Origin of the sequence: Marinifilum sp. D714, from assembly GCF_030851345.1 — a bacterium.
Classification (GTDB): Bacteria; Bacteroidota; Bacteroidia; order Bacteroidales; family Marinifilaceae; genus Marinifilum.
In genome coordinates, this window is record NZ_JALPNU010000004.1 from 187699 (window position 1) to 202436 (window position 14738).

7 protein-coding genes are annotated in these 14738 nt (G+C 38.0%); 6 read left to right on the top strand and 1 reads right to left on the bottom strand.

The window, feature by feature from the left end:
• The first annotated feature begins 95 nt into the window (after window positions 1-95).
• The 3 genes from rpoB to M0051_RS06060 all read left to right on the top strand — a co-directional run bounded on the left by rpoB (window position 96) and on the right by M0051_RS06060 (window position 8716).
• Entirely contained in the window at window positions 96-3908 is a 3813-nt protein-coding gene (gene rpoB / locus M0051_RS06050; RefSeq protein ID WP_120241599.1) for a DNA-directed RNA polymerase subunit beta, read from the top strand.
• An 83-nt stretch (window positions 3909-3991) separates the two neighbouring features.
• Window positions 3992-8254, top strand: coding sequence for a DNA-directed RNA polymerase subunit beta' (gene rpoC / locus M0051_RS06055; RefSeq protein WP_306740640.1), 4263 nt, complete (start codon window positions 3992-3994; stop codon window positions 8252-8254).
• Window positions 8255-8389: 135 nt separating this feature from the next.
• Complete coding sequence (locus M0051_RS06060) at window positions 8390-8716, top strand: DUF3467 domain-containing protein (RefSeq protein ID WP_306740641.1); 327 nt, start codon at window positions 8390-8392, stop codon at window positions 8714-8716.
• Between the two features lie 26 nt (window positions 8717-8742).
• Here M0051_RS06060 and M0051_RS06065 read toward each other — a convergent pair whose 3' ends face one another.
• Window positions 8743-10209: a carbon starvation protein A gene (locus M0051_RS06065; protein ID WP_306740642.1), complete on the bottom strand. Its 1467-nt coding sequence runs from the start codon at window positions 10207-10209 to the stop codon at window positions 8743-8745.
• Between the two features lie 479 nt (window positions 10210-10688).
• On the opposite strand from M0051_RS06065, the gene M0051_RS06070 reads away from it, so the two are divergent.
• From M0051_RS06070 to M0051_RS06080, 3 genes are all read left to right on the top strand, one after another.
• Entirely contained in the window at window positions 10689-11564 is an 876-nt protein-coding gene (locus M0051_RS06070; protein ID WP_306740643.1) for an electron transfer flavoprotein subunit beta/FixA family protein, read from the top strand.
• Between the two features lie 100 nt (window positions 11565-11664).
• Complete coding sequence (locus tag M0051_RS06075) at window positions 11665-12684, top strand: electron transfer flavoprotein subunit alpha/FixB family protein (RefSeq protein ID WP_306740644.1); 1020 nt, start codon at window positions 11665-11667, stop codon at window positions 12682-12684.
• A gap of 84 nt (window positions 12685-12768) precedes the next feature.
• Window positions 12769-14484, top strand: a complete 1716-nt coding sequence (locus M0051_RS06080) for an acyl-CoA dehydrogenase family protein (RefSeq protein WP_306740645.1) — start codon at window positions 12769-12771, stop codon at window positions 14482-14484.
• Window positions 14485-14738: the final 254 nt, after the last annotated feature.

Here is a 14738-nt window from a genome sequence, read left to right on the forward strand (position 1 = left end):
ACCTATATATAAGGTTATTTGGTTTAGAGTTCCTAACCGGGACTCTAAGCCTTTTTGTTGTTTATTATCGTTTAGGTTCAATTAATTTTAAGTAAATGTCTTCAAATACTATTAGTCAAAGAATTAGTTTTGCTTCTAATAAAAATCAGCTTTCATATCCTGATTTCCTAGAGGTACAATTAAAATCTTTTCAAGACTTTTTTCAACTGGAAACGACTCCAGAGAAAAGAACGAACGAAGGATTATTTAAGGTATTTAGCGAGAATTTCCCAATTACCGATACCAGAAATAATTTCGTATTGGAGTTTCTCGACTATTTTGTTGATCCGCCCCGTTACACAATCGAAGAATGTATCGAAAGAGGCTTAACTTATAGCGTACCGCTAAAAGCTAAGTTAAAACTTTACTGTACCGATCCTGAACATGAGGATTTCGATACAGTAATTCAGGATGTATACCTAGGAACTGTTCCTTACATGACTGAAAAAGGTACATTCGTAGTTAACGGAGCAGAACGTGTAGTTGTATCGCAGCTTCACCGTTCACCTGGTGTATTCTTTGGACAAAGTGTACACGCAAATGGAACCAAGTTGTATTCTGCCAGAATTATTCCTTTCAAAGGTTCCTGGATCGAGTTTGCTACTGACATCAATAATGTGATGTATGCATATATCGATCGTAAGAAAAAGCTTCCTGTAACAACTTTGCTTCGTGCAATTGGTTACGAAAGTGATAAAGAAATCCTAGAGATTTTTAACCTTGCTGATGAAATCAAGGTTTCTAAAACTGGTTTGAAAAAAATCGTTGGAAGAAAACTTGCCGCTCGTGTTCTTAAGTCATGGATTGAAGACTTCGTAGACGAGGATACTGGCGAGGTAGTATCTATTGAGCGTAATGAAGTGGTTATTGATCGTGAGACAATAATCGAACCAGAACATATAGAAGAAATTCTTGAATCGGGTGCAAAAACTATCTTATTGCACAAAGAGGAACAAAATCTTGCTGATTATGCGATTATTTATAATACGCTTCAGAAAGACCCTTGTAACTCCGAAAAAGAAGCAGTTCTTCACATTTATCGTCAGTTGCGTAATTCTGAGCCACCAGATGAGGCTACAGCTCGTGACGTAATCGATAAGTTATTCTTCTCTGATAAGAGATATGATTTAGGTGATGTTGGTCGTTACCGCCTAAATAAAAAATTAGGTTTGAACACTGATGGTGACACCAAAGTGTTGACCAAAGAAGACATTATTGAAATTATCAAGTACCTAATCAAACTGTTGAATGCTCGTACTGATGTGGATGATATTGACCACTTGAGTAACCGTCGTGTTCGTACAGTAGGTGAACAACTTTATACTCAGTTTGGAGTAGGTTTGGCACGTATGGCCAGAACTATTCGTGAGAGAATGAACGTTAGAGATAATGAGGTATTTACTCCGATTGATTTGATTAACTCGAAGACTCTGTCTTCTGTTATCAATTCATTCTTTGGAACGAATGCATTGTCTCAGTTCATGGATCAAACTAACCCATTGGCTGAGATTACACACAAACGTAGAATGTCGGCCTTAGGTCCTGGTGGTCTTTCCCGTGAAAGAGCAGGTTTCGAGGTTCGAGATGTACACTACACTCACTACGGACGTTTATGTCCTATTGAGACACCTGAGGGACCAAACATTGGTTTGATTTCTTCTCTTTGTGTGTTTGCTAAGATTAATAATTTAGGTTTCATCGAAACTCCTTATCGTAAGGTTGCTGATGGTGGTGTTGATTTATCTTCAGCAGGTGTAGAATATTTATCAGCTGAAGAAGAAGAAGGATTGACAATTGCTCAGGCAAATGCTCCTTTAAATGATGATGGTAGTTTTGTAAATCCTAAAGCAAAATCTCGTAAAGACGGTGATTTCCCATTCGAGGAAATTGAGAATATCGATTTGATGGACGTTGCTCCTAACCAGATCGCTTCTATTGCTGCATCTTTGATTCCTTTCTTGGAGCATGATGATGCGAACCGTGCTTTGATGGGATCTAACATGATGCGTCAGGCAGTTCCTGTAATCAAACCTGAATCACCTATTGTTGGTACTGGTTTGGAAGGAGATCTTGTTCGTGATTCAAGAACTCAGATTAGTGCTGAAGGTACTGGTGTTGTTGAGTTTGTTGATGCAAATAAAATTGTCATCAAATACGATCAAACTGAGGAAGAAGCATTTGTTAGTTTCGAAGGAGATACCAAGACTTACAATATTCCAAAATATGGAAAAACCAACCAGGGTACTACGATTGACCTGAAACCAATTGTTACAAAAGGACAAAAGGTTGAAGAAGGCCAAATTCTTACTCATGGTTATGCAACTCAAGATGGTGAGTTGGCTCTTGGACGTAACTTGAAAGTGGCATTTATGCCTTGGAAAGGTTACAACTACGAGGATGCGATCGTAATTTCAGAACGTATCGTTAAGGATGATGTATTTACATCAGTTCATGTTGATGAGTATACTCTTGAAGTTCGTGACACGAAGCGTGGTATGGAGGAATTAACTTCTGATATCCCTAACGTTAGTGAAGAAGCAACTCGTAATCTTGATGAAAATGGTTTGATTCGTATTGGTGCGAATGTTGAACCTGGTGATATCCTAATTGGTAAGATTACACCAAAAGGAGAATCAGATCCATCACCGGAAGAGAAGTTATTGAGAGCTATCTTCGGTGATAAAGCGGGTGATGTTAAAGATGCTTCATTGAAAGCTTCTCCATCATTGCGTGGTGTGATTATCGATAAGAAATTATTCTCTCGTTCTGTTCGCGATCGTAAATCGAAACAATCAGATAAGCCATTAATCCAAAAATTGGATGAAGAATTGGCATCACAAATCACTGCCTTACAAGCTCGATTGGTTGAAAAACTATTCACTCTTGTAAATGGTAAAACTTCGCAAGGAGTTAAAGATTACTTAAGTGTAGATGTTATTCCAAAAGGTGTTAAGTTCACACAGAAATTGTTAGCAGATATTAATTTCTTGGAGATTAATCCTAACAAGTGGACAACTGATAAGGATAAGAACGAAACAATCAAAAAGCTTTTACACAATTATATTATCAAGTTCAAAGAGCTTGAAAGTATCAATAAGCGTAAAAAATACAATGTAACCATTGGTGATGAAATGCCAGCAGGTATTATTCAAATGGCGAAAGTATATGTAGCTAAGAAACGTAAGCTTCAGATTGGTGATAAGATGGCAGGTCGTCACGGTAATAAAGGTATTGTTTCTCGTGTTGTAAGAGACGAGGATATGCCATTCCTTGAAGATGGAACTACTGTTGATATCTGTTTGAACCCACTGGGTGTACCTTCACGTATGAACTTGGGACAGGTATTTGAAACTGTACTAGGTTGGGCAGGTATGGAGTTAGGATTGAAATTTGCTACTCCAATTTTTGATGGTGCGTCATTGGATGAAATTACAAGTTACACTGATAAAGCAGGTGTGCCTGCATTCGGTAAAGCATATCTTCACGATGGTGGAACAGGTGAACGTTTCGACCAGCCTGCAACAGTAGGTGTGATCTATATGCTGAAACTTGGTCACATGGTTGATGATAAGATGCACGCGCGTTCTATTGGACCATACTCACTTATTACTCAGCAACCACTTGGTGGTAAGGCTCAGTTTGGTGGTCAGCGTTTTGGAGAGATGGAGGTTTGGGCACTTGAGGCATTTGGTGCTGCTCATATTCTTCAGGAAATCCTAACCGTTAAGTCGGATGACGTTGTAGGTCGTGCTAAAGCTTACGAGTCTATCGTTAAAGGTGATCCAATGCCAAATCCGGGTATTCCGGAATCTCTAAACGTGTTACTACACGAATTAAGAGGTCTTGGCTTGAGCGTAAAGTTAATTTAAGCCTTATATTATAAAGTGAATGTTCGAATTTTCGATCATTCACTTTTATAGAATAATATTGTTAATTTCCTAATTTTCAACATATGGCATTCAGAAGAGATAAACAAGTAAAGAGCAATTTTACAAAAATCTCTATCAGTCTTGCTTCTCCAGAAGAAATTCTTGAAAGATCAAGTGGAGAGGTTTTAAAGCCTGAAACCATCAATTATCGTACTTATAAGCCGGAACGTGATGGATTATTCTGTGAAAGAATTTTCGGTCCCGTTAAAGATTATGAGTGTCATTGTGGTAAGTACAAACGTATCCGTTATCGTGGTATTGTTTGTGACCGCTGTGGTGTTGAAGTAACAGAAAAAAAGGTTAGACGCGAAAGAATGGGACACATCCAGTTGGTTGTTCCTGTTGCGCACATCTGGTACTTCAAATCATTACCAAACAAGATCGGTTATCTTTTAGGATTACCTACCAAAAAGCTTGACACAATTATTTATTACGAAAGATACGTAGTAATTAATCCTGGTGTTAAATCAGCTGATGGTATTAAATATTTAGATTTTCTAACGGAAGAAGAATACTTAGATATTCTTGATGAACTTCCAATGGAAAATCAATTTTTGGATGATGATGATCCAAATAAGTTTATTGCTCAAATGGGAGCGGAAGCTTTGTATAGCTTGTTAGGTCGTTTAGATCTTGATTCTTTATCATACGATTTACGTCATAAAGCAAATACAGAAACTTCTCAGCAGCGTAAAAATGAAGCATTGAAGCGTTTGCAAGTAGTTGAAGCTTTCCGCGAGTCACAAGGAGTAAACAATCCGGAATGGATGATTGTTAAAGTTGTTCCTGTGATTCCACCAGAACTTCGTCCATTGGTACCATTGGATGGTGGACGTTTTGCAACTTCAGATTTGAACGATTTGTACCGAAGAGTAATTATTCGTAACAATCGTCTGAAAAGATTAATTGAGATCAAAGCTCCGGAAGTAATCTTACGTAATGAGAAACGTATGCTTCAGGAAGCGGTTGATTCATTATTCGATAACTCACGTAAATCTAACGCAGTTAAGACTGAAAATAACCGTCCTTTAAAATCTCTTTCAGACTCATTGAAAGGTAAGCAAGGTCGTTTCCGTCAAAACCTGTTGGGTAAGCGTGTTGACTATTCTGCTCGTTCTGTAATTGTTGTAGGACCAGACTTGCAAATGCATGAATGTGGTCTTCCAAAAGACATGGCAGCGGAATTGTACAAGCCTTTCGTAATTCGTAAATTGATTGAGAGAGGTATTGTAAAAACTGTAAAATCAGCAAAGAAAATTGTAGATAGAAAAGATCCTGTAGTTTGGGATATCTTGGAAAATGTACTGAAAGGACATCCGGTTCTTCTTAACCGTGCTCCTACTCTTCACCGTTTAGGTATTCAGGCTTTCCAACCTAAATTGATCGAGGGTAAAGCAATTCGTCTACACCCACTTGCTTGTACTGGGTTTAATGCCGACTTTGATGGTGACCAGATGGCGGTTCACTTGCCACTTGGTAACGAAGCAGTATTAGAGGCTCAAATGTTAATGTTGTGTTCTCACAATATTTTGAACCCTGCTAATGGTGCACCAGTTACAGTTCCTTCTCAGGATATGGTATTGGGTCTTTACTACATTACTAAGCCTAGAAAAGGAAGTAAAGGGGAAGGATTAACTTTCTATTCGACAGAAGAGGCTATGATTGCTTTCAACGAGAAAGCAGTAGATCTTCACTCTGTGATTAAAGTGAAGGTTAAGGATTTGGATGAAAATGATGAATTGGTAGATACAATTATTGAAACTACTATTGGTCGTATCATTTTGAATCAATTTACTCCTGAAGGAGCTGGTTTTATTAATCAGTTGATTACTAAAAAAGCACTTCGTGATATTATTGGATATGTATTCAAGAAATGTGGGGTTGATGCCTGTGCGAAATTCTTGGATGATATCAAAGACTTAGGATACCGTAAGGCATTCGAAGGTGGTCTTTCGTTTAACTTGGCTGACGTTATCGTTCCTGCAGAGAAAGAAGATCTTGTTGCAGAAGGTTACGCACAAGTTGAAGAAGTGTTGGCTAACTATAACATGGGTTTCATTACCAATAATGAACGTTACAATCAGATTATTGATATTTGGACACATGTTAACGCTAATTTGACTCAAACATTGATGAATCAGTTGATTGCCGATAATCAAGGTTTTAACTCGGTTTACATGATGCTTGATTCTGGAGCCCGTGGTTCTAGAGAGCAGATTCGTCAGTTGGGTGGTATGCGTGGTCTGATGGCAAAACCTCAGAAATCAGGTGCTACCGGTGGTCAAATTATTGAAAACCCGATTCTTTCGAACTTTAAGGAAGGTCTTTCTGTATTGGAGTACTTTATTTCTACTCACGGTGCGCGTAAAGGTCTTGCGGATACGGCATTGAAAACTGCGGATGCGGGTTACCTTACTCGTCGTTTGGTTGATGTTGCTCAGGATGTTATCATTAATGAGAGAGACTGTGGAACATTAAGAGGTTTAACTGCTACAGCGATTAAGAATCAGGAGGAAGTTGTTGCATCTCTAAGTGAAAGAATTCTTGGTAGAACTACTGTACATGATGTATATCACCCAATTTCAGGTGAATTAATTGTGAAGTCAGGGGTTGAGATTACTGAAGAGATCGCTCAAACAATTGAAAATTCTCCGATTGAACGTGTTGAGATTCGTTCGGTACTTACTTGTGAATCTAAACAAGGGGTTTGTGCTAAGTGTTACGGACGTAACCTTGCAACAGGTAAGGCTGTTCAGAAAGGGGAAGCAGTTGGTGTTATTGCAGCTCAGTCAATTGGTGAGCCGGGTACACAGCTTACTCTTCGTACCTTCCACGTAGGGGGTACCGCGGGTAACGTTTCTGCTGAAAACTCTGTTGAATCGAAATACGATGGTTACGCAGAATTCGAAGAATTAAGAACTGTAGAACATACTCCTAAAGAAGGAGATAAGCATGATGTTGTAATTGGTCGTCTGGCTGAATTGCGTATCATTGATAAAAACACCAACATTACCTTGACTACTCATACAATTCCTTACGGATCTAAATTGTATATTAAGGATGGTCAGGATGTTAAGAAAGGTGACTTGATTTGTGAGTGGGATCCATACAATGCTATGATCGTTACTGAATTCTCAGGTAAGGTTACTTTCGATAACTTGATTGAAGGTGTTACATATAAAGAGGAATCGGATGAAGCAACTGGTTTTGCTGAGAAAGTAGTTGTAGAATCTAAAGATAAGACCAAGAACCCAAGTGTTAAGATTTTAAACTCTAGTGGTGAGGTATTGAAATCTTACAACTTACCAGTAGGTGCTCACATTTCTGTGAACGAAGGTGAGATGGTTGTTGCTGGTCAGTCTGTTGTTAAGATTCCTAGAGCTCTTGGTAAGGCGGGTGATATCACCGGGGGTCTTCCACGTGTTACAGAGTTGTTCGAGGCTCGTAACCCATCTAATCCAGCTGTTGTTTCTGAAATTGATGGTGAGGTTACATTTGGTAAGATCAAGCGTGGTAATCGTGAGATTGTTGTTACAACCAAAACAGGAGATGTTAAGAAGTACTTGGTACCTCTTTCAAAACAGATCCTTGTTCAGGAGAACGACTATGTAAGAGCGGGTACTCCATTATCAGAAGGTGCTACAACTCCAGCTGATATCCTATCGATTAAAGGACCTACAAAAGTTCAGGAATATATCGTGAACGAAGTACAGGATGTATACCGTATGCAGGGTGTGAAGATTAACGATAAGCACTTTGAGATTATCGTTCGTCAGATGATGCGTAAGGTAGTTATTGCTGATCCAGGAGATACTAAGTTCTTGGAGAAACAAATTATCGACAAGATGGAATTCATGCGTGAAAACGATGAAATTTTCGGTAAGAAAGTTGTTGTTGATGCAGGTGATTCGGACGAGTTGAAAGCTGGACAGATTGTTACAGCAAGAAAACTAAGAGATATCAATTCTATCTTGAAGCGTCGTGATATGAAGCTTGTTGAAGCTCGTGAAGCTATCGCTGCAACTTCTACTCAGATTTTGCAAGGTATCACAAGAGCGGCTCTTCAAACGAAGAGTTTCATTTCTGCTGCATCGTTCCAGGAGACTACTAAAGTGTTGAATGAAGCTGCGATTAGCGGTAAAATGGACAAATTAGAAGGTCTGAAAGAGAACGTTATTTGTGGTCACTTGATTCCTGCAGGTACAGGTTTAAGAGAATACAAAGATGTTGTAGTAGGAGCGAAGGAAGAGTACGAAAAGCTTCTTGACAATAAATCAGAATTCTAAAATATAGGACTCTAAATATTAAAGGGTGTTTCCATTGGGAACACCCTTTTTTATTGTTTAGAATTGGCAGAACATTCAAAATTAATTTCCTAATTTTACCAGTGTAGATAAGAAATCAATAAAAATAGATACATTATGAGTGATAAAAAGCCTTCAGGACAAATAGATATTCAATTGACAGAAGATGTAGCACAAGGAACTTATTCTAATTTAGCGGTAATTACACATTCGAGCTCTGAATTTGTGGTAGACTTTGTAAGAGTGATGCCAGGAGTTCCTAAAGCCGATGTTAAATCAAGAATTATATTGACACCTGAACATGCAAAGCGTCTTCTAATGGCCTTGCAAGATAATATTCACAAGTTTGAAAGCATGCATGGCCCAATTAAGAATGTGGAGGAAAACAATGGACCACAAGGACCTGTTATTCCAATGAACTTTGGACCTACTGGACAAGCATAAAAAAGGAAGCATTTAGCTTCCTTTTTTTATATCTCAGATAGTTTTAATATTGATTGTTTTACATTTTTTTTATGAGCTGTAATCAGAAACCATAAATATACTAACAATGCTATCACGATTCCTATTGCGTAACCTACACTTGTATCAATTGCCAATCCTCCATTTTTATTAGGTGCAACCAATATAAACGTAGCACAAATGGCTGTCATGAATGTTGCAGGTAAACTAATGATGAAATGATTTTTCTTTTTCTCTACCAAATACATGGCCGCTGTCCAAAGCATTACCATGGATAACAATTGATTAAAAAGACCAAGGAATTTCCAAATGGTACCAAAGCTTAGCTGAGAAAGTATAAATCCCAATACAAAAAGCGGAATGGATACGAGTAATCTACTCTTTAAAGATTTTTGTTCCAGTTTAAAGAAATCAGCAATCATTAATCTAGCACTTCTAAAGGCGGTATCTCCAGTGGTAATAGGGCAGGCAATTACACCAACAATGGCAAAAATAGCTCCCACTTGGCCTAGCCAGGTGTTACAAATCTCGTTCACAACCCATGCAGGATTGTGTCCCGAAGCAATTGTATTATTTAAGTCTGTCGCTGTTCCAAAATAGTTCATTGCAGCGGTAGCCCATATAATTGCTACAATTCCTTCAGCAATCATGGCACCAAAAAACACAGGGCGGCCATAACTTTCTTTACGCATGCAGCGTGCCATCATAGGCGACTGTGTAGAATGAAATCCGGAAATGGCCCCACAGGATATTACAATAAACATCATTGGATACAAGATGTTTTGAGTAGGATTGACATGCATATTTTTTAACTGGCCAAAAGATAGTTCATTTAGGTGAAAACTGCCATTGAAACCATTGTATAGCATGATACCAGCTATGCTAAAGGCCATGATTAATAGTGCAGCTCCAAAAATTGGATAAATCTTACCAATAATTTTATTGATGGGAAGTAAGGTTGCAATTAAGTAATATCCAAAGATTCCATAAAGCCAGTAGTGCAATCCTCCATCAGTTAAATCTTTCAACAATCCTGCCGGACCAGTTACAAAAGCTACACCAACCATTATTAGTAATGCAAATGTGATGATTGCTAGAATAACTTTGGCAGGAAGTCCCAGGTACCTTCCTACAATTTCAGGCAAGCTTGCACCATCGTTTCTAATGGAAAGCATTCCAGAATAATAATCGTGTACAGCACCCATAAAAATACAGCCCAGAACAATCCAGATGTAGGCAACAGGGCCATACATTGCACCTAATATTGCTCCGAAAATAGGTCCTAATCCTGCGATATTTAAGAACTGAATGGTGAACATTTTCCAGGTTGGCATAGGAATGAAATCTACACCATCCTCAAGTCGAACAGCAGGAGTTTTAATTTTATCATTGGCTCCAAAGAAGCGTTCAATAAATTTGCCGTAAACAAAATAGCCAATAACAAGAGCTAATATTGCAGATAAGAATGTAATCATCGTAATAATCAGTTTGCATCAAAATTAACGATTTTTAATAGATTGATTCATTGAACATCATTATTAAATAGCGAGGAAGGCATAGAGGATGGGTTTCAGCTATGATTAATAAACGATTTATTTCTTTATTAATAGCTTGATTATTTTGATTTTATCATTTATCCTTTTTGAAAATTATATCGAGAATCACTGATAAATAGTAGTATTCTAAACTACTGTGATCTTGTGAAATAATAAAAGACTAACAGATCTTTTATAAGTGGCTTTGCATACGCAATTAAGATTTGTTTTAAGTATTCGAATCTTTATATTTGCTAAGCTCTGAATTTTACGAATTCAATGGTAAAATGAGCAAACCTGAATATAGAAATAATAATTAGTGATTAGTTGATTTACTTAGATACAGAATAAAGAGTCATTATTTTATTTCGAGGTATCTCAATAAATTAACGTCAAAACTGATGTAAAACACATATAGAATGAAAGGTTTAAAAATTGTTGTTCTTGCGAAGCAGGTTCCTGATACTAGAAATGTTGGGAAAGATGCTATGAAAGCGGATGGAACTGTGAACAGAGCGGCTTTGCCGGCAATCTTCAACCCTGAAGATTTGAATGCATTGGAACAAGCATTACGTTTGAAAGATAAGTACGAAGGCACAGAAGTTACTCTTTTAACCATGGGACCAGGTAGAGCTGCGGAAGTTATTCGTGAAGGTCTATACCGCGGAGCCGACAATGGTATCCTTTTGTCTGACCGCGCATTTGCTGGTTCTGACACATTGGCTACTTCATACGCTTTGTCATGTACCCTAAAGAAAATGGGTAAAATTGATATTATTATTGCAGGTCGTCAGGCAATTGATGGTGATACAGCTCAGGTTGGACCACAGGTTGCTGAAAAACTAGGATTACCTCAAATTACTTATGCAGAAGATATTGTATCTGCCGAAAAAGGAAATGTAGTTGTGAAGCGTCGTTTAGAGAGAGGTGTTGAAACAGTTGAAGGTAAAATGCCAATGGTTGTAACTGTTAACGCTTCAGCTCCTGAATGTCGTCCACGCAACGCTAAATTCGTGATGAAATACAAGCATGCCAGAGCGGTTTCTGAAATGCAAAATGCTGACGAAGACTATATCGCATTACACAACAATCGTCCATACCTAAACATTGGCGAGTGGAGTGTTAATGATATTGATACCAATGCAGAAGAACTAGGTTTAACTGGATCTCCTACAAAAGTGAAATCTATTGAAAATGTAGTTTTCCAGGCTAAAGAAGCGAAGGTGCTTGAGCCAACTGAAGAGGATATGGGTGAGTTAATGAAAGAATTAATCGCTAACCATACCATTGGGTAACAAATCAGTTGTCAGTTATCAGTAAAAAGTTATCAGTTTTTCTGATTACTGATCATTGTTAACTGTTCACTGAAAAAGTGGAATTTAAAAAATTGAAACCGTGAATAACGTATTTGTATATTGCGAAATAGAAGAAGGTCAGGTTGCTGATGTGAGTCTTGAACTTCTTACAAAAGGTAGAAAGCTAGCTGACGATTTAAAATGTGAGTTAGAAGCTATCGTAATCGGACATGAATTAAAAGGTGTGGAAAAGCAAGTTATGCCTTTCGGTGTTGATAAGGTATGGATTGCTGATGACAAGCGCTTGTATCCTTATACAACTCTTCCTCACACTTCAATCTTGGTAAAATTATTTGATGAAGAAAAGCCACAAATTGCTTTGATGGGTGCTACAAGTATCGGTCGTGATTTGGGTCCTCGTGTTTCTTCTGCTCTTCACTCTGGTCTTACTGCCGACTGTACAAGTCTTGTAATTGGAGACCACGAAGACAAGAAAAACAAGAAAGAATATAAAGATTTGTTGTATCAGATTCGTCCTGCATTTGGTGGTAACATTGTTGCAACCATTATCAACCCTGATTGTCGTCCACAAATGGCTACAGTGCGCGAGGGTGTGATGAAGAAGGAAATCGTTTCTGATGCATACAAAGGAAAAGTTAAAAATATCGATGTAGAAAAATATGTGAAGCCAGAGGACTTTGTAATTAAAGTAATTGAGCGTCACATGGAGAAGTCAAAAGTTAACATCAAAAATGCTGGTATTATTGTAGCTGGTGGTTACGGTGTTGGTTCAAAAGAAAACTTTAACTTGTTGACAGAATTGGCAGAAGTTATTGGTGGTGAAGTAGGTGCTTCACGTGCTGCTGTTGATGCTGGTTTTGCTTCTCACGAGCGTCAAATTGGTCAAACAGGTGTTACTGTACGTCCTAAGTTGTATATCGCTTGCGGTATCTCAGGTCAGATTCAGCACACTGCAGGTATGGAAGAATCAGCAATGGTAATTGCGATTAATACCGATAAAAATGCGCCAATCAACGCTTTCGCTGATTACGTAATTACTGGTGATATTGCAGAAGTATTACCTAAGATGATTAAGCAATACAAAGAAAATACAAAGTAATGTTTAATGATGAATGTATAATGATCAATGAATCATTAAACAATCAAAGTAATCATTAATCGTTAACCATTAAACATTAAGAAAATGGCTAATTTCTATAGAGATAACGAGGATATGAAGTTCCACCTGGAACATCCTTTAATGAAAAAAATTGTTGCACTTAAAGAGCGCAACTTCGAAGATAAAGACAAGTACGATTATGCTCCTCTTGATTTTGAGGATGCAATGGATTCTTACGATCGTACTTTAGAAATTGTAGGTGAAATTTGTGGTGATATTATTGGTCCAAACGCTGAAGGTGTTGACCAGGAAGGTCCACAGGTTGTAAACGACCGTGTAATTTATGCAAAAGGTACTGCTGAAAACCACGAAGCGTTAACCAAAGCTGGTTTAATTGGTATGTCACTTCCACGTGAGTACGACGGGTTGAACTTCCCAATTGTACCTTACGTAATGGCTGCTGAATTGGTATCTCGTGCTGATGGTGGTTTTGCTAACATCTGGGGTCTTCAGGACTGTGCTGAAACCATTCACGAATTTGCTTCAAAAGAGCAAAAAGCTGAATACCTTCCACGCTTTGCAAAAGGTGCTACAGCTGCAATGGACTTGACTGAGCCGGATGCTGGTTCTGACCTTCAGGCTGTGCAGTTGAAAGCAACTTACAACAAAGAAGAAGATCAGTGGTATTTGAATGGTGTGAAGCGTTTCATTACCAACGGTGATGGTGATGTTTCATTGGTTCTTGCTCGTTCTGAAGAAGGAACTTCTGATGGTCGTGGTCTTTCTATGTTCATCTACGACAAGAAACACATGGCTGTTAAAGTACGTCGTATCGAGCACAAAATGGGTATCATTGGTTCTCCTACTTGTGAGTTGGTATTTACCAATGCTCCTGCTGAGTTGGTTGGTTCTCGTAAAATGGGATTGATCAAGTATGTAATGTCATTGATGAATGGTGCACGTTTAGGAGTAGGTGCTCAGTCGGTAGGTATTGCTGAAGCTGCTTACCGTGAAGGTTTGGCTTACGCTAAAGAACGTCGTCAGTTTGGTAAAGCAATTATCGAATTCCCTGCGGTTTATGAAATGCTTACCAATATGGAAGCTAAATTGAATGCTTCCCGTTCTGTTCTATATGAAACATCTCGTTTTGTTGATGTTTATAAAGCATACTTCCACATTTCTCAAGATCGTTCTTTGGATAAGGATGAGAGAATGGATATGAAAAAATATCAGAAATTAGCTGATGTATTTACTCCATTGTTGAAGTTGTTTGCTTCAGAATTCTGTAACGAGATTGCTTACGATTCATTGCAAGTTCACGCTGGTTCGGGTTATATGAAAGATTACCCAATTGAGCGTTTGGTTCGTGATGCTCGTATTACCAATATCTACGAAGGAACTACTCAGTTGCAGGTTGTTGCTGCTATTCGTGGAGTAACTACAGGTGCATATCTTGGACAGATTAAGGAATACGAAGCATCTGAATTGAATCCTCAGTACGAGTACCTAAGAACTACCTTGAAAGGTATGACTGCGAAATATGAAGAAGCTGTAGCAAAAGTAAATGAAATTAACGCTACTGCGGATCACAACGATTTCCTTGATTTTCACGCTCGTCGCTTAGTAGAAATGGCCGGTTATATCATTATGGGATACTTGTTGTTGACTGATACTACAAGAAATGACAAATACCATGCATCTTGTGAAGTGTTTGTTAAAATGGGAAAAGCAAAAGTTGCTTCATACCTTGAATACATCCAATCTTCAGAATTGAAAGATCTAGGTATTTTCAAAAAATAATAAAGTCTAAGACTTAATGTGAAGAGGTTTCCTTATTGGGAACCTCTTTTTTATACCATTTAAATTTCAAAGTGAGTGTAAGCGAAACTGTGAAATATTAAATTGAAATGCCGATATATAATTAATTAGGCAATTGGAGTAACACGAACAAATGTCTCATATTAATTAATAATCGGTATTATTCTCTTTCATGGAAACAATGGGCTTTAGCTAATGTTAATTCATCGTTAACTCGAATTAACGATTCCTTAAAA